The organism is Ruegeria sp. CL6, from assembly GCF_056536465.1.
Genome location: NZ_JBQFPR010000001.1, coordinates 325,643 through 342,483, shown reverse-complemented (window position 1 = coordinate 342,483; position 16,841 = coordinate 325,643). Strand labels below are relative to the sequence as shown.

Annotated in this window: 15 protein-coding genes; 8 read left to right on the top strand and 7 right to left on the bottom strand. The window is 58.2% G+C overall.

Annotation, left to right across the window (positions count from 1 at the left end; all coding sequences use genetic code 11):
• The first annotated feature begins 62 nt into the window (after positions 1-62).
• Positions 63-1,088 carry a patatin-like phospholipase family protein gene (locus tag ACR0LH_RS01695; protein ID WP_480719397.1) on the top strand — a complete coding sequence of 342 codons (1,026 nt, stop codon included), beginning with the start codon at positions 63-65 and terminating at the stop codon, positions 1,086-1,088.
• Here the strand turns inward: ACR0LH_RS01695 and ACR0LH_RS01690 are convergent, their stop codons facing one another.
• From ACR0LH_RS01690 to ACR0LH_RS01675, 4 genes are all read right to left on the bottom strand, one after another.
• Positions 1,089-1,766: a DUF502 domain-containing protein gene (locus tag ACR0LH_RS01690; RefSeq protein WP_170383071.1), complete on the bottom strand. Its 678-nt coding sequence runs from the start codon at positions 1,764-1,766 to the stop codon at positions 1,089-1,091.
• Positions 1,767-1,830: 64 nt separating this feature from the next.
• Entirely contained in the window at positions 1,831-2,745 is a 915-nt protein-coding gene (locus ACR0LH_RS01685) for a pseudouridine-5'-phosphate glycosidase (protein WP_480719395.1), read from the bottom strand.
• Entirely contained in the window at positions 2,742-3,635 is an 894-nt protein-coding gene (locus ACR0LH_RS01680) for a PfkB family carbohydrate kinase (protein ID WP_170481716.1), read from the bottom strand. The genes ACR0LH_RS01685 and ACR0LH_RS01680 overlap by 4 nt, the downstream gene beginning before the upstream one ends.
• Positions 3,636-3,680: 45 nt before the next feature.
• Complete coding sequence (locus ACR0LH_RS01675) at positions 3,681-4,298, bottom strand: thiamine phosphate synthase (protein WP_170776521.1); 618 nt, start codon at positions 4,296-4,298, stop codon at positions 3,681-3,683.
• Positions 4,299-4,462: 164 nt separating this feature from the next.
• Here ACR0LH_RS01675 and ACR0LH_RS01670 point away from each other — a divergent pair, with 164 nt between their 5' ends.
• Genes ACR0LH_RS01670 through ACR0LH_RS01660 form a run of 3 tightly spaced genes read left to right on the top strand, consistent with a single transcriptional unit; the run spans position 4,463 to position 7,882 of the window.
• The gene (locus ACR0LH_RS01670) at positions 4,463-5,206 is read left to right on the top strand and encodes an RNA methyltransferase (protein WP_170413413.1); all 744 of its coding nucleotides are present in this window, start codon (positions 4,463-4,465) and stop codon (positions 5,204-5,206) included.
• A 59-nt stretch (positions 5,207-5,265) separates the two neighbouring features.
• Positions 5,266-6,411 (top strand): heme A synthase, encoded by a 1,146-nt coding sequence (gene ctaA, locus ACR0LH_RS01665; protein WP_480719393.1) that lies wholly within the window; start codon positions 5,266-5,268, stop codon positions 6,409-6,411.
• 1 nt (position 6,412) lies between these two features.
• Positions 6,413-7,882, top strand: coding sequence for a carboxypeptidase M32 (locus ACR0LH_RS01660; protein ID WP_480719391.1), 1,470 nt, complete (start codon positions 6,413-6,415; stop codon positions 7,880-7,882).
• Between the two features lie 43 nt (positions 7,883-7,925).
• Here ACR0LH_RS01660 and ACR0LH_RS01655 read toward each other — a convergent pair whose 3' ends face one another.
• Both ACR0LH_RS01655 and gyrA read right to left on the bottom strand, forming a co-directional pair.
• The gene (locus ACR0LH_RS01655) at positions 7,926-9,482 is read right to left on the bottom strand and encodes a YARHG domain-containing protein (protein ID WP_480719389.1); all 1,557 of its coding nucleotides are present in this window, start codon (positions 9,480-9,482) and stop codon (positions 7,926-7,928) included.
• Between the two features lie 163 nt (positions 9,483-9,645).
• Positions 9,646-12,372: a DNA gyrase subunit A gene (gyrA, locus tag ACR0LH_RS01650; RefSeq protein ID WP_480719388.1), complete on the bottom strand. Its 2,727-nt coding sequence runs from the start codon at positions 12,370-12,372 to the stop codon at positions 9,646-9,648.
• Positions 12,373-12,564: 192 nt separating this feature from the next.
• On the opposite strand from gyrA, the gene ACR0LH_RS01645 reads away from it, so the two are divergent.
• Positions 12,565-12,834 carry an usg protein gene (locus ACR0LH_RS01645; RefSeq protein WP_170481731.1) on the top strand — a complete coding sequence of 90 codons (270 nt, stop codon included), beginning with the start codon at positions 12,565-12,567 and terminating at the stop codon, positions 12,832-12,834.
• A gap of 70 nt (positions 12,835-12,904) precedes the next feature.
• Positions 12,905-13,603 carry a lipid-binding SYLF domain-containing protein gene (locus ACR0LH_RS01640; RefSeq protein ID WP_480719386.1) on the top strand — a complete coding sequence of 233 codons (699 nt, stop codon included), beginning with the start codon at positions 12,905-12,907 and terminating at the stop codon, positions 13,601-13,603.
• Here ACR0LH_RS01640 and ACR0LH_RS01635 read toward each other — a convergent pair whose 3' ends face one another.
• On the bottom strand, positions 13,604-14,557 hold the full coding sequence (locus ACR0LH_RS01635) for a radical SAM protein (protein ID WP_480719384.1): 954 nt from the start codon (positions 14,555-14,557) through the stop codon (positions 13,604-13,606).
• Positions 14,558-14,720: 163 nt separating this feature from the next.
• Here ACR0LH_RS01635 and zwf point away from each other — a divergent pair, with 163 nt between their 5' ends.
• Complete coding sequence (gene zwf / locus ACR0LH_RS01630; protein ID WP_170481740.1) at positions 14,721-16,169, top strand: glucose-6-phosphate dehydrogenase; 1,449 nt, start codon at positions 14,721-14,723, stop codon at positions 16,167-16,169.
• Positions 16,166-16,837 (top strand): 6-phosphogluconolactonase, encoded by a 672-nt coding sequence (gene pgl, locus ACR0LH_RS01625; RefSeq protein ID WP_480719382.1) that lies wholly within the window; start codon positions 16,166-16,168, stop codon positions 16,835-16,837. The genes zwf and pgl overlap by 4 nt, the downstream gene beginning before the upstream one ends.
• Positions 16,838-16,841 lie beyond the last annotated feature (4 nt).

Here is a 16,841-nt window from a genome sequence, read left to right as displayed (position 1 = left end):
TTACGTGGGGGCGCTGCCCCCACACCCCCGAAGTATTTTTAAACAGAAGAAGGGGTGGGGTCGTGAAAAGGATCAATCTGGCTCTGCAAGGCGGTGGTGCGCATGGGGCGTTTACCTGGGGTGTGCTGGATCGGTTTCTGGATGAAGAAGATATCGAGGTCGCTGCGATCACCGGAACCTCGGCCGGGGCGTTGAACGGGGCGGCGTTCAAGTCCGGCATGGTACGCGACGGGCGCGACGGGGCGCGGGGAAGTCTGAACGGCTTGTGGTCCCGGATGGGCGCAGTTGGGGATATGCGTCTCGCCAATTGGATGCAGTCGTTGGAACCTGCGCAGATCGCGCAGGCGATGGAATATTCGCTGCCGTTTTCCGTTGGCGATACTTGGTCAAGGTTGGTTTCGCCCTACGCCTATGGCCCATTCTACCGCAATCCGCTTGAGCCCGTGGTGGACCGATTCAATTTCGACGAGATTTGCGCTGATCAAGGGCCGCAGCTTTTTGTTTGCGCGACCTGTGTGCGCAGCGGAAAGATACGGGTTTTTACCGGGCACGAGGTTTCGACGGATGCTATTCTGGCCTCGGCCTGTTTGCCGAACCTGTTTCAGGCGGTCGAGATTTTCGATCCGAAATCCGGCCGGACCGAGGCCTATTGGGACGGTGGATATACTGGCAATCCGGCGCTGTATCCCTTGTTCAACGGAGACCTGCCCGACGATGTGGTGATCGTAAATATCAACCCGCTGGAGCGGGACGAGGTTCCGCGAACCCCCCAGCAGATTCAGAACCGTATCAATGAGATCAGCTTCAACTCGTCCTTGTTTCGGGAACTGCGCGCTATCAGCTTTGTTCAGCGGCTATTGGCGGACGGCAAACTTTCGGCCGGAGAGATGAGCCGCGTACTGGTTCACATGATCGCGGATGACGCGTTGATGAATGACCTGTCGGTGGCGACCAAGACGGTGCCAAACCCGGTGATTTTGCACAAGCTCAAGGATGCAGGGCGCAGGGCCGCAGATCGGTTTCTGGCGAACCATAAGAACGATCTTGGGTCACGCAGCACGGTCAATCTGCCCGAGATGTTCGGCTGATCACTCAGGCGGCTGCGTCGGGTCTTTTTCGTTGGGGTAAACAAGCCCTGCGGAAATCACCAATTTGGCCGCGTCTTCAATCGACATATCCAGAAGGATCACATCTTCGGCTGGGAAGAACAGCAAAAAGCCCGATGTCGGGTTTGGTGTCGTTGGAACGAACACACTCAAAAGCTCGCCCGCGGTTTCTGCGTGCAGTGTGACCTCGCCCTTCGCAGTGGTCGAGACAAAACCGATAGCCCAGATTCCCCGGCGGGGGTACTGGATCAGGCAGGCTTTCTCGAAGGATCGCTCGGTCTGGGCAAATACGGTTTCCGAAATCTGTTTGATCCCGGAATAGACCGAACGAACAACCGGCATCCGGTTCACTAGGCTTTCGGCGAAATGGATCAGTGAGCGTCCCAAAATCCCCTTGGCGATCCAGCCCACGATCACGGTAAAGATCAGGAAAATGACGACACCGACGCCGCGCAGGTTGATGCCTACGTATTCTTCAGGCTGAAACCGCTGTGGGATCAGGGGCAGAACCGCGCTGTCGATCCAGCCAACAACCGACCAGATCAACCATATCGTCAGCCAAACCGGCGCAATGACTACAATGCCCGTCAGAAAAGAGGCGCGCAGACGGGAGAAAAGTCCCGGGCGGCGGTGCGGTTCTTCATCAAACGGTGTGTTCATTGCGGTCCTGAGTGGTTTGCCGAATTAGTTAAGCAGTCCGGGGTCTTGGTACAATAGGGTTATGTCATTCGCTTCGTTCTGACAGCGCGCGCGCTATCCCGGCCGCCAGTCGCGCGTTGTTACGCACCAGTGCGATGTTGGCTGTTAGCGACCGGCCTTCGGTTTGCTCATAGATCCGTTGCAGCAGGTAGGGCGTGACGCCTTTGCCTGAGATCCTATGCGCGTCAGCGTCAGCCTGAGCCGAGGCAATGATGGGGGCCAGCTCTTCGGCGGGGATTTGATCCTCAGCCGGGATGGGGTTGGCGACAAGCTGGCCACCGGGCAGACCGAGCGCGCGCCGGGTCGCGTGGGACTTCGCAATGTCATCCGGGCTGTTCATACGCAAAGGGGCGTCGAATTGGGACTTCGCGGACCAGAAGGCGGGGAATTCATCCTGGCCATAGGCAATGACCGGAACCCCCAGCGTTTCCAAGACTTCCAGCGTTTTGGCCAGGTCCAGAATCGCCTTTGCGCCTGCGGCCACAACGGTTACGGGCGATTGCGCAAGTTCGTGAAGGTCGGCAGAGATGTCAAAGGACGTCTCGGCCCCCTGATGGACACCGCCAATACCTCCGGTCGCGAAGACCTCGATCCCGGCGTAGCGGGCCGCGATCATGGTGGCGGCAACCGTTGTTGCGCCTGTGCCGCCTGTGGCCATACACGCGGCCATGTCCGCACGGGACAGCTTGGCAACTTTCTGAGCCTGCCCCAGAGACGTGAGCTCGTCTGCCTCAAGCCCGACATGCAGCGTGCCCTTGATAACCGCCATTGTCGCGGGCACCGCGCCAGCGTCTCGGATGTCCTGTTCGACCTGCGCGGCAACCTCGATATTCTGAGGGTAGGGCATCCCGTGGGTGATAATGGTGCTTTCCAGCGCAACGATGGGCTGGCCTGCGTCTTTGGCGGCGCGCACTTCGGCTGAGTAGTGAATGTCGATCACAGTGGGGTTTCTCCGGAAACGTAGGTTGCGGCGGCGTGCAGGGCGCGGGTCAAAGCCTCGTCGCTGGTTGCTCCGCCGGATTCTGAGGCGATATGGGCCGCCATGAATGTGTCACCCGCGCCAGTCACACGGGTGACCAGAACGGACGGGGGTGTTTGGGTCAGGATTTCATCTGCGGTGCCGACGGTGGCAGAGCTACCGCCATCCGTGACAAGCACCCGCAGCGCGCCACGGTCCAGCAGACCCTTGGCGGCGGATTCGGAATCGGTGAATTCGCGCTGGCACAGGATGCCGGCCTCTTCGAGGTTAACGTAAAGCGTCGCGCGGGCGTGTTTGAGGAAGGGCAGCAAGCGCTCGGCCTTTCCGGGTGAGGCCGGGGCCACGCGCAGATCGGCCTTGGCGAAGGCCGGGCTTTGGGCGATTTCCTCCAAAAGCGCCAGCGTCAGGTTGCCGTCCAGCGCAATCGGACCTTCAAACGGTGTATTCTCATAGCCCAAAGGTCCGTGCATCAGCGGGCGCAGGATTTTGGCCCCCGCTGCCTCAAGCGAATGGGCGTCGGCGATGGCGGCGATCAGTCCGTTTGCGCCTTCAACAGCCATGTAACGGTCGGTCGGCAAGTCTTGCGAGCGATAGACGTGATCTGTCACCATCCCCAATCGGGCGCAGGAATTGACCAGCTCATCCCCTTCGGGGTCGCGGCCAATGGCGGTCAGCAGCGTTGGCGTCATGCCGAACCGCACCAGCGTCATGGCGATATTCATGGCCACGCCACCGGGCAGGCGGGTGATCCGCCCCGGCACGTCCGATCCCTGCCGCATGGCGCTGGCCGAGCGTCCTATCACGTCCCACAGGACCGAGCCAATACACAGGATGTTGCTGTTCTGAGTCATGCCCGTGTCATGCCGCAGCGTCAGCGCCGGTGCAAGGGTTAACGCTCACATCGCGTCAGTGAGCGCTTTCAGAGCGGCAACCGGATCGTCCTGTGACCAGATTTCGTCGCCGATGCCAAAGAAATCGGTATGGGGGGCGAGGTCGCGGATCAGCTCGGGCGTCAGGCCGCCTTCGGCGACAACCGGCACCTCGATCATTTCGGACCACCACTGGAACAGGTCTTTTTCGGCGATGGTGCCGTCGCCCAAAGTTGATGTACCAACCGGGCCGAAAGCCACGTAATCCGCGCCGTTTTCACCGGCGGTCATACCGTCGTGGCTTGAGGCCGAACAAAAGCTGCCGACGATGGCATCCGCACCCAATTCTTTGCGCACAGCGCGAACCGAGCGCGAGCCGTCATCCAGATGCACCCCGTCCAAGCCCAGCCGTTGCGCCAGCAGGACATGGTTCGAGATCACGATGGCCACGTCGCGCGCATGGGCGACTTCGCGGCAGGCGTCAGCAGTGCGGGCGATGGTGTCTTCGTCATTTCCTGCCAGAGCCAAGCGGATACAGGCGATCTCGGCGCTGTCCAGCACGCGACCCAACTGTTCGGGAAATGTACTGAGCGCAATGGTCGGAGGCGTAATCAGGTAAATCTGCGGCTGCTCGGGGGTGTCCATGGCGCGTCCTTCGGTTTCCAGTTCTCGGCGCGGTTTAGCGGATTGAGCGGGGGAAGCAAACTTTTATGCCTCCGGCGGAAGTATTTGGGAACAGAAGAAGCAGGGGCGGCTTGCCCTAATCAGGCGGGGGGATTAGAGCAGGCCGGAGTTTTTCGGAGATAGCCATGCCCAGCGATCAGCCCCAGCCTTCATTTGTGCTCGTGCGCCCTCAGATGGGTGAGAATATCGGAGCCGCCGCGCGCGCGATGTGGAATTTCGGGCTGGACCGGATGCGGATCGTGGCCCCGCGCGACGGTTGGCCGAACCCAAAGGCGGTGGCCATGTCCAGCGGGGCGGGGCGGTTGCTGGATGAGGCCCAGTTGTTCGACGATCTTGCCGGATCGCTGGCTGATAGCACTTTTGTCTTTGCCACAACCGCACGGCAGCGCGGCCTGACCAAGCCGGTCTACAGTCCCGAACGTGCCATGCAGATTGCAGCCGAGAAAGTCGCGGCAGGCGAAAAGGTCGCCGTGCTTTTCGGTCCAGAACGCGCGGGGCTGGAGAATGAGGATATCGCCAAGGCCAATGCGATTATCTCGGTGCCGGTGAACCCGGAATATGCCTCGCTCAACCTTGGGCAATGCGTGTTGCTGACCGCCTATGAATGGATGCGCCAAAGCGCGGATGTGGTGCATGAGGCCACCGATCTGGGCAAGGGCGACTGGGCCACGGGTATCGAGGTCGAAAAACTGGTTGAACATTATGAGGATCGGCTGGACGAGGCGGGGTTCTTTTACCCTCCCGAAAAGGCCGAGGGGATGAAGACCAACCTGCGCAACCTGTGGTCGCGGATGCGGATGACGCGGGCGGATGTGCAGATGTTGCACGGGATCATGCGTCAGATGGTCCGCTGGAAGGAAAAGGGCTGAGGCTGGACCTCTCTTCCGCTTCACCCTAGCTTGCGACGAAACAAGGACATGAGGACAGCATGAGCGGCAAGCGCAGCATCTTCCAAGAGGTCTCGGGCGACGAGAAACAAGAAGCGGTTCAGCCCGGTATGATCGACCGCGGCCGCGGTGGTGCGCGCAAGGCGATCCGGGCGTGGCTGATGGTGCTGTTTGCGCTGGTCGTGATCATGATCGCCGTGGGTGGGCTGACGCGCCTGACCGATAGCGGCTTGTCGATCACCGAATGGCGGCCCATTACTGGGGCCATCCCACCGATGACCGAGGCCGACTGGCAATCCGAGTTCGACAAATACCAACAGATCGACCAGTGGCGCATTCAGAATCAATGGATGGATTTGGATGATTTCAAATTCATCTATTGGTGGGAGTGGGGCCATCGTCAGCTGGGCCGCGTGATCGGTCTGGTCTGGGCGATCGGGTTCTTCGGTTTCCTTGTGGCGCGGAAAATTCCGACCGGTTGGACCGTTAAGCTGCTGATCCCCGGCGTACTGGGCGGCGTGCAAGGGGCCGTTGGCTGGTGGATGGTCGCCTCGGGCGTGACGCAGGGAGAGGGGATGACCGCCGTTGCCAGCTATCGCCTTGCGGTGCACCTGGGCCTAGCTTTTGTGATCCTTGGCTTTCTGGCCTGGTACATTTTCGAGCTGGGCCGCGAGGAACGCGACCTGATGCAGGCCCGACGTGCGAAAGAGGCGAAGCTGTTCTCTCTTTCGACCGGCCTGATGCACTTTGCGTTCCTGCAAATTCTGTTCGGCGCTTTGGTAGCCGGGATCGACGCCGGGCGGTCCTTTACCGACTGGCCGCTGATTGGCGGGCAGATTTTGCCGCCTGATGCCACGATGCTTGAACCGATGTGGCGCAACTTTTTTGAAAGCCCCGGTCTGGTGCAGTTCATCCATCGCTGTGCGGGCTATTTGCTGCTGATCTTTGGCGTCATTGTCTGGCGGCGCGGCGGTAGCAGTGCGCATCCGCAAACCCGTTTCGCCTTTAACGCAGCCTTCGCCGCACTGTTGCTACAAGTGGTGATCGGGATCGCGACCGTGGTCTATGCCGCTCCGTGGCAGATCGCGATTTTCCATCAGTTCATGGCCGTTGTCGTCTGGACTCTGATCCTGCGCGCGCGGTTCCTGACCGCCTATCCAATCGCAACCTCGATCCGCGGAGCGTGACATGACCGCTTTTGACGACCTGATGGCTTTTCAACGCGAAACCTCGGCGCTGGGGCAGATTGCCGGGCGGCTGGGTTGGGATCAGGAAACGGTGATGCCGCGCGGGGCCGCCCCGCAACGGGCCGAGGAAATGGCCGCGATTGAGGCTGTTCTACATGCCCGTCGCTCGGATCCGCGCGTGGCCGAATGGTTAGAGCAAGCCGATCCGCAGGATGAGGTCGGCAAGGCGCAGCTGCGCGAAATCCGCCGATCTTATGAGCGCACGATCAAGGTGCCTGCTGATCTGGCCAAAGCCATCGCTCGCGTAACCTCGGCCGCGCAGGGTACGTGGGCGCAGGCGCGTGCGGACGAGGATGTGGCAGCCTTTCTGCCTGTGCTGAAAGAGGTCGTCGCCCTGAAGCGCGAAGAAGGCGAGGCGCTGGCGCAGGGTGGCGATGTTTATGACGCGATGGTCGAGGATTACGAGCCGTACACGACCGGAGCGCAAATCGCCGAGATTTTCGATCAGATGCGGCCAAGACTGGTCGCTCTGCGTTCGGCGGTGCTGGACAAACCTGCTGCTCAGACGCTGAGGGGCACGTTTGATGAGCTAACGCAAATGCGGCTGTCTCAGAAATTGGCCACCACCTTCGGCTATGACCTGAACACAGGTCGAGTGGACAAGGCCGTTCACCCATTCAGCTCGGGTAGTGGGCTGGACGTTCGGATCACCACCCGTACCAGTCTGACAGACCCGTTCAACTGTTTCTATTCGACGATTCACGAGGTCGGTCACGCGGCCTATGAACAGGGCATCAACCAAGCCTATGCGCTGACCCCGCTTGGAAGCGGTGTTTCGATGGGTGTTCATGAAAGCCAAAGCCGGATCTACGAGAACCAGATTGGGCGTTCGCGTGCCTTTACCGGGTGGCTATTCCGTCAGATGACAGAAGCCTTTGGCGACTTCGGGATCGCGGACGAGGGCACCTTCTATGCCACCGTGAACGGTGTGCACAACGGCTATATCAGGACCGAAGCGGATGAGGTTCAGTACAACCTGCATATCATGCTGCGGTTCGATCTTGAGCGCGCCCTGATGTCAGGTGATCTGCAGGTCGAAGACCTTGAAACTGCGTGGAACGACCGTTTCAAGGCTGATTTCGGGTACGCAGTCGATAAGCCTTCCAACGGATGTTTGCAGGACGTGCACTGGTCAGTTGGGCTGTTTGGGTATTTCCCGACCTATTCTTTGGGCAACGTCTATGCAGGATGTCTGTATCAAGCGCTGCAAACGTCTGTCCCCAGCCTGGACACGCAGCTTGCGCAGGGCGACACAAGCGGGGCGACTGGGTGGCTGAGGGATACCGTACAGCGTCACGGAGGGTTGTTCGCCCCACGTGAAGTCATTCGCAGGGCAAGTGGGATAGAGCCCAGCGCAGATCCTCTGCTGGACTATCTCGAAAGCAAGTTCGGCGGTCTTTACGGGCTGTGACCGCAGCCGTCTTTGGCCGCAATCCGCCTTCTTAGCTAGAGGATCAGTTGCAGGACAGCTCTTTTTCGCGGGCTTTTATGACCTTCATGAGGGTCTGTTCCACATCGTCCAGTTCCGGTGACTTGGTAAAGCATTCGTCGTTGCTGAAAACGCTCTTGCCGCGGTCGGAGCCAAAGCAATACCCGTTGATGTGAAACAGGTAGTTTCTGGCATACCACAATTCGTCACAGTCAAAGTCGTGAAGTGATCGTTCAGGTGGTTGTTCCGGCTTGGGGGCTTGGCGCGGCAATTCTGCCAATGGCATCTCAAAAGGAAAGGCCATCAATGCCGAGTATTCCCGGATTTGCGCTTCTTCTGATATGGCCTCGGCTTCCCAATACGTAGAAGGGCGTGCGACGTAGTCTTCGTCGCTGTCTGCAAAACCATGAGGGAATTGCTCGGCAACCATAATCTGAATTTTGGGGCTGTCGAAATTGGCGGACCAGATGTCTTCGTGGTTGGCCAGATAAACATCATCGCCAACATTGCTGGACGTGTCGATACGAACCAGGCAATCCTGGGCGTAGTATGGTCCGCTCACCTGATAGCCGCGTTTGAAGCCATAGGCGGTATGGTTTACCTGTTCGACCTTCGTGTTTGTGCGGTAGTCGGGATCGGGGTCCCATTCCTGTGTCTCAACATCGTCAAGCATGTCGTAGAAGTCCCAAGCGATCTCTTTGGCCGATGCAAGCGGATGGCGTTTCCAGGTCGGACCAAAGGCCCAGTCAAACAGACCGTCGTCCAGCATGAATGCATTGTCGCAAATGGTGTCGATCAGGGTCTCGTTCAACGTGGCGTGCAGTTTGACGCCTGACACCGGGACATCGCCAAGAATCGCATCGCCCACAGTGTCGATATAGTACATGTCTTGCGGAGGAGTGCTGAGTGTACGCTGATACAGGTACGGGTTCATATAGGCCCGCCCCTCGACGTCAAGCTCTTGAGAAAACTCAAAAATCTTTGCCGAACTAATGATCGCTGAAGAATACGCGCTTTCGACGTCATGTTTGGAGTATGGGCCTTCTCCGCCCAGTTCGATGCGGGGGGCGTGAACTCCAAGCTGGGCACCGGGTTGAATCGCACGGGTGGCGAAAGTCGAATAGCTTTCGCCTTCAAAGAAATCAGCACCGGCAAGAAACAGGATGGAACAGGCAGACGCACACAGGTCTTCGCTGAGAACGGTTGTATGCAAATCGGCGTCGATATAGCGGAAGAAACTCGCAATTCGGAGGGCTTCGTACAGATCCCCGCCGGGGCTTGAAAGGCAAAGCGTGGCGTCTTCTATGAACGTTGTGTACGAACCGCCTTCGTCGTCGTCCCAGTAGTCATAAAGCTGATGAAAGCGCTGAAGGTCACCGCGAACGATACCTCCGGTCAGAAGCAGGTCACATTGCTCGTATTTCTCGTCAAGAGTTCGGTCAGGTGCAAATTGGGCGTATTCCGACGAGTACATTGCACTGCTGCCGGGCATAACAAACAGTTCCGCCGCGAATGTTGGGGCGGCCGTGAACAGCATCAAAGCGTGGAACAAAGATCGGAAAGAATTTGGGAAAGTAATCATTTTGACTTCTATCTGTTTGACTTTCAAAGGGTTGTATACGCGTTCCGTCTAACTGAAAAAAGTGAGAGCCAGTTGCGTGGTAAAGGGAGTATGGTGCGGCCAACGGTGAGCCCAAAAAAAATCCCCCGCAACTTGTACTGCGGGGGACTTGAGTGTCAGAAGGCTATTCTGCCGTGTCTTCGTCGCCTTGATCGGCAATCCAGGCGACGCTCACAACCTCTTCGCCCTTACCGGTGTTAAAGACTTTCACCCCGCCCGCGCTGCGTGATCGGAATGAGATGCCGTCAACCGGAACACGGATCGACTGGCCTTTGGACGTCGCCAACATGATCTGGTCGTCAATCTCTACCGGGAACGAGGCCACAAGTTCGCCGCCGCGCATGGCCTTGTCCATGGCTGCGACGCCCATACCGCCACGCCCGCGCACCGGGTAGTCGTGGCTGGAACTCAGCTTACCCGCGCCGCCTGTGGTAATGGTCAGGATCAGGTTTTCGGCCGCCGACATCTCGGCATAGCGTTCCTGGGGCAGCACACTGTCTGCGTTACCTTCGTCCTCATCCGCTTCGGTCTCATCCGTGACGCCAGCCATCAGGCGGCGCATCTTGAGGTAGGCGGCGCGCTCGTCCGGACCGGCCTCGAAATGGCGGATGACGGACATCGAGACAACTCGGTCGCCGTTGGTCAGCCTGATGCCACGCACACCGGTCGACTCGCGCGAGTTAAAGACGCGGACATCGGTGGTGCGGAAGCGGATCGCACGGCCCGAATTGGTGACCAGCATCACGTCTTCGTCCTCGGAACAAATACGGGCGTTTACCAGCTCAACACCCTCTGGCAGTTTCATCGCAATCTTACCGTTGCGGCGCACATTGGTGAAATCTGACAAACGGTTCCGCCGCACGTCGCCCGCACTGGTGGCGAAGACGATTTGCAGGTTTTCCCATTCCTCATCCGGCACATCGACGGGCATAATCGCGGCAATAGAGACGCCCGTGGGGATCGGCAGGATGTTGACGATGGCCTTACCCTTACCGGTTCGGCTGGACTGCGGTAGACGCCAGGTCTTGAGCTTGTAGACCATCCCTTCGGTGGTGAAGAACAGCAGTTGCGTATGCGTGTTCGCCACAAAGAGGTTGGTGACGACGTCTTCTTCCTTGGTCTGCATCCCCGACAAGCCCTTGCCGCCACGCTTTTGTGCGCGGAAATCGGCCAGCGGCGTGCGCTTGATGTAGCCGCCCGAAGTGACGGTCACGACCATGTCTTCACGCTCGATCAGGTCTTCGTCTTCCATGTCGCCGGACCAGTCGACGATCTCGGTGCGACGGGGTACGGCGAACTGGTCGCGAACTTCGCGCAGCTCATCGCCGATGATCGACATGATGCGTTCGCGAGAGGACAGAATATCCAGGTATTCCTTGATCTTGGCGGCCAGCTGCTCCAGCTCGTCCGTGACCTCCTTGACGCCCAGTTGGGTTAGGCGCTGTAGGCGCAGTTCAAGGATCGCACGGGCCTGAACTTCGGTCAGGTTATAGGTGCCGTCGTCGTTCATCTTGGACAGAGGATCGTCGATCAGGCGCAGATAGCCCTCAATCTCAGCCGCAGGCCAGCGGCGGGTCATCAGCTTTTCACGCGCCTCGGCTGCGTCTGCCGAGGACCGGATGGTGGCAACCACTTCGTCCACGTTCGATACGGCTACGGCCAGACCACACAGGATGTGGCTACGCTCGCGCGCTTTGCGCAGGTCATATGCAGTTCGGCGGGCGACAACGTCTTCGCGGAAGTCGATGAACGAGGTCAGGAACCGGCGCAGGGTCAATTGCTCGGGCCGACCACCGTTTAGGGCCAGCATGTTGCAGCCGAACGAGGTCTGCATAGGAGAGAAGCGATAGAGCTGATTCAGAACCACCTCGGGCGTCGCATCGCGTTTAAGTTCCACGACAACCCGCACGCCGTTGCGGTCGGATTCGTCCTGCACGTGGGCCACGCCTTCGATGCGTTTCTCACGCACAGCTTCGGCGATCTTTTCGATCATCGCGGCCTTGTTCACCTGATAGGGAATCTCATCCACGACGATGGCATAACGGTCTCTGCGGATTTCTTCGACGCGGGTTTTGGCGCGGATGATGACGCTGCCACGACCTTCCAGATATGCCTTGCGCGCGCCAGAACGTCCCAACATGACGCCTCCGGTCGGGAAATCGGGGCCGGGGACGTATTCAATCAGTTGCTCGGATGTCAGGTCGGGATCGTCGATCAGGGCCAGAGTCGCATCGACGACTTCGCCAAGGTTGTGCGGCGGGATGTTCGTCGCCATGCCCACGGCGATACCACCGGCGCCATTGACCAGCATGTTCGGGAAACGGGCGGGCAGGACCGTCGGCTCTTTGTCTTTGCCGTCATAGTTGTCCTGAAAATCGACCGTTTCTTTTTCGATATCGGCCAGCAGGGACGCGGCAGGCTTGTCCATCCGCACTTCGGTATAACGCATGGCCGCCGGGTTATCGCCGTCCATCGAGCCAAAGTTGCCCTGTCCATCCAGCAGCGGCAGCGACATCGAGAAATCCTGCGCCATCCGCACCAGCGCGTCATAGATCGCGCTGTCGCCGTGTGGGTGGTACTTACCCATCACATCGCCCACCGGACGCGCCGATTTGCGATAGGCTTTGTCATGTGTGTTCCCGGTTTCGTGCATGGCGTAGAGAATGCGCCGGTGAACCGGTTTCAAGCCATCGCGCAGATCAGGGATCGCGCGGGACACGATGACCGACATGGCATAGTCCAGATAGGACGTGCGCATCTCGGATTCGATGGACACCGTCGGGCCGTCATAAACGGGACGCTCGGGCGGGGTTTCATCCATGTTTTCTGGGGTTTCTGGCGTATCGCTCACGTAAACTGCCCGATCTTTGGCTTGGGTCTATATCTTGTGTGTGCATCTTATCAGACCCGGCACATAAGGTGCAAGCAAGCTGAGCATTTCGAGCGAAAAACCACGGTAACACTGGGGTAACATATTGTTATCCAAGTATTTGGTGATTTCTGTGCTACGCTAAAGAGACCTTGCAAGAAATTGGAGGTCTGCATGGAGCAAAGCGAAACCGAATTAATGCTCAAGGGATACGGGCTGACGACGGCGGAATTTTTCTATCACATGCCCGACTACATCCACGTTCTGAATACCTTTATTTGGCAGGATTATGATCTTGCGCCCGATCATCCGAAACTGTTCGATTTCATAGATTTCTGGCAGCGAGAGATTGAGGGGCCGCTGCACTCGGTCCGGTTCACACATCGCAAGATGATCGCGCCTGGCGAATGGCGAAATGTGGTGGGTGAATTTCGGGTGAATTGAACGGCGTTTTCATTGCGCCAACATCGGTTAAAGTGGCGGACAACGTGTTGGTCACATATGGAATCGCTTTATGCACCGAGGTTTGTTTCTTGCCGTCGCAGCGACGCTTCTTTGCCAGTCCGCAGACGCTCAGGGGGTGTTGGATAAAATCAAAAAGGGCGCGGAAAACACTGCGGATGCCATCGGTCGTGGCGCTGAGAGTGTCGGGAGCACAGTTGAAAAAGGTGTCGGCGCGGTTGACGATACGATCGACTCTACTGCCGATTTACTGTCGAACGAAGCGACCCCGGAAGAAACGCGCGCCAAGCTGGATGTCATGGCAAGCGATGTCTTGGCGCAATTATTGGCCGAAAATCCAGAGGCGCAGGCACTGTACGATGTCAGCGCGGGATATGCCGTTTTTGATTCGCGAAAAGTGACAGTTTTCCCTGTGTCGGCTGGGTACGGGCGCGGTGTGGCGGTGTCCAAGGAAACTGGCCAGCACGTCTATATGAACATGGGTACTGGCGGCGTCGGGGCGGCGATCGGAATTGGCGGGTTCGAGACCAAATTTGTTATCCTGTTTGAAACGCAGGCGGATTTGGACAAGTTCATCACTCAGGGCTATGACGCGACCGCTGAATCGGCCGCAATGTACGGGGAGGAACGCACCGACGAAACCTTGCGCTTTACTGATGGTCGGTCCTTTTTTGTGCTCAGCAAGAAAGGGTGGCGAGTGTCCGCTGGTGCGTCAGGAACCAAATACTGGAAATCTCCTGAACTGAACTGATCAGCCAGAGCAGCTTGCCCCACCCAAAACACAGAATTTTGCGCAGTGCGGGTGGTTCAGGTGGACGTCGGCCTCGGCCTCGGCCAACGTATGGCCCATCTCGAACTCTGGCTCGTAGGCCAGAAGCGTGCAGGCAAGCACTGCAGGTTTTTCTGCGCCTTTGCGCTTTACCACCATCCGCGCATTTGAGCACATTACCGCCTCAGGAGACTTGTCCAATATCCCCCAGCAAGCTGTTGTAATTTCAGGAACTTCGGCGGTTTCGTCCATCTCGGGGAAAAGGACGGTCTGCGCCGGGTTCTGCGCGTCGATGTCGAACCCCTGTGCCTTAAAAAAGGCCGCATATCCCGCGCGGCTTTGTGAATCCGTTTCGTCCCAAACCGTTCGTCCGGCCACGGCCATCTTGAAACCATTGTCCCGCAGCCACTCCATTCCAGCCAGGGTCTTGTCAAAGCTGCCTTCACCACGCTCTTTGTCATGCAGTTCAGCACGATAGTGATCAACGGAAATACGCAATGACAGCTTGTCGCCAAAGTCTCGACGCAAGCCCAGCAGCCCGTCGCGCATTTTTCGGCGCAGCATAGGTTGCATGGCATTGGTCAAAATTAAAACTTCATAACCCCGTTCAAGCGCGGCGCGTGCCATCTCGATCATTTCGGGGTTCATGAACGGTTCGCCGCCGGTGAACCCGATTTCACGCACAGGCCAATTCCGTTCCTCGATTTGATCCAGAAAGTCGCGCACCTCATCCGCGGTAATGTAGACCAGAGCGTCGTTTGTCGGGCTGCTGGCTATGTAACAATTGAGGCATTCGATATTGCACAAGGTGCCCGTGTTGAACCAAAGGGTTTCGGCGTTCTTCAGTGCCACGGACGCGCGGGCCTGTCCGTCTGCTGTGACCAATTTGTTCTGAAACTTGCCGATATTGGCGCTGCTTGGGGCGTCGTCTTTCATTCCGGTTTCCGGTTCCTTGAAGTCCTTACACTGACTTAGCTTTTTGGTTGCGGTTCGTTAAGTGGGGTGCGCACAACCTGACAGAGATTTGATGTTGCGGAAATTTGCAGTAGTGGTTGCGCTAACATTGGACATGACCTTTGGGGCAAGGTAAGGAAAAAGCATGGTTTCTCGTGTCATACCCGTTGACCCATTCGATCTGGTCATTTTTGGCGGAACCGGTGATCTGGCGCAGCGCAAGATCCTTCCGGCTCTGTTTCGTCGGTTTTGCGCTGGCCAGTGGGCCGATGGGGTGCAAATCATCGGCGCCGCCAGGACGAAACACGACAGTGCCGACTTTCGTGATCTGGTTGCCGAATCGCTGGCGATCCATGCCCCTGCGCATTGTTTGGACTCGGTCGCGCTGAGCGCTTTCTTGGAACGCGTTGAATACGTGGCGCTGGACGGTGCTGCCGACGACGGGTGGGATCAGCTATCCGGCAAGTTGAAGCCAGATCGCGTGCGTGCGTTTTATTTCTCGGTAGGGCCGGGATTGTTCGGCCCTTTGGCCGAGCGGATCAAATCTCATGACCTTGCGACCCCTCAGACACGGATAGTTGTCGAAAAACCCTTTGGCCATGATCTGGAGAGCGCACGCGCGCTGAACGCAACCTTGGCCGTGCATTTCAGCGAAAAACAAATCTACCGGATCGACCACTATCTGGGCAAAGAGACCGTTCAGAACCTGATGGCTGTACGGTTCGGGAATATGCTGTTCGAGCCTCTGTGGAATAGCCAGTACGTGGATCATATTCAGATCACCGTGGCTGAATCCGTGGGGATCGACGGTCGGGAGGGGTATTATGAACGCGCTGGTGCGATGCGCGACATGATGCAGAACCACCTGATGCAGCTTTTGTGCCTGATCGCGATGGAGCCGCCGGCGAAATTCGATCCAGACGCCGTGCGAGACGAAAAGTTGAAGGTCATCCGCGCCTTGGACCCGGTCGAGCCGCATCACATCGTGCGCGGTCAGTTTGAAGGAGGTGGGCCAGGCTATCGTGAGATCGTTGGCAATCCACGTTCTACCACGGAAAGTTACGTGGCGCTCAGGGCGCATGTCAGCAACTGGCGATGGGCGGGAACTCCGTTTTACTTGCGCACGGGCAAGCGGTTGGTGGCCCGATCGTCGGTGATTAACGTGATGTTCAAGGACGCGCCGCATTCTATCTTTGGCGAACAGGACGGTCGCCATGCTAACGTACTATCGATCCGCCTTCAGCCGAACGAAGGTATCACGCTCAAAGTGACGATCAAGGAACCGGGACAAGGGGGGATGCGTCTTGTCGATGTGCCTTTGGATATGAGCTTTGCCGAGGCATTGGGACCGGAAAATCAGGATCCGCCGGATGCTTACGAACGGCTGGTGATGGATGTCATCCGCGGCAACCAGACCCTGTTCATGCGTGGGGATGAGGTCGAAGCTGCATGGGCGTGGACCGACCCAATCATCGCGGGGTGGCGCGCGCGCGGAGACGTTCCGAAACCTTACGAAAGTGGCAGCACAGGACCGGGCGACGCCGAGCTGCTGATGAAACGAGATGGTCGCCGCTGGCAAGGGATAAACCCATGAAAATTCAGGAATACGCCGACAGGGACATGCTGGCCATCGACGTCGCCAACGTATTGGCCGGAGATTTGGATGCCGCGTTGCTGCATCATGATATGGTTTCGTTGGCGGTTCCGGGCGGTACCACTCCGGGGTCGATTTTTGACGGATTGTGCGCCGCTGATCTGGACTGGGACAGGGTGCGCGTTCTTCCTACGGATGAACGCTGCGTGCCAGGCAGTAGCGACCGATCCAATGAAAAACTGATCCGCGAGCGTCTGCTGACAAATCGTGCATCTGCGGCGCAATACGTTCCGCTATATCTGGACGGCAAAGACCCCGAGGCGGTGCTGCCGGAAATCGAAAGCCTGATCACTCCGGTCCTTCCCCTGTCTGTTCTTGTTCTTGGGATGGGGGAAGACATGCACACCGCATCGCTGTTTCCCGGAATGCAGGGTTTGGAAGCTGCCCTTGATAGCCACGCCCCGCCGCTGGCAATCGCCCGGACCGAAGTCCAGCCGGAGGCGCGTATCACCCTGACGGCGCCGATTTTGGATGGGGCGTTGTCCAAACATCTGGTGATTTTCGGAGCCGCAAAGCGTGAGGCTTTGAACCGCGCACTCTCGTTGCACCCGGATGAGGCACCGATCGCAGCGGTGCTAAGCGGTATGACGGTACACTGGGCGGAGTGACAGC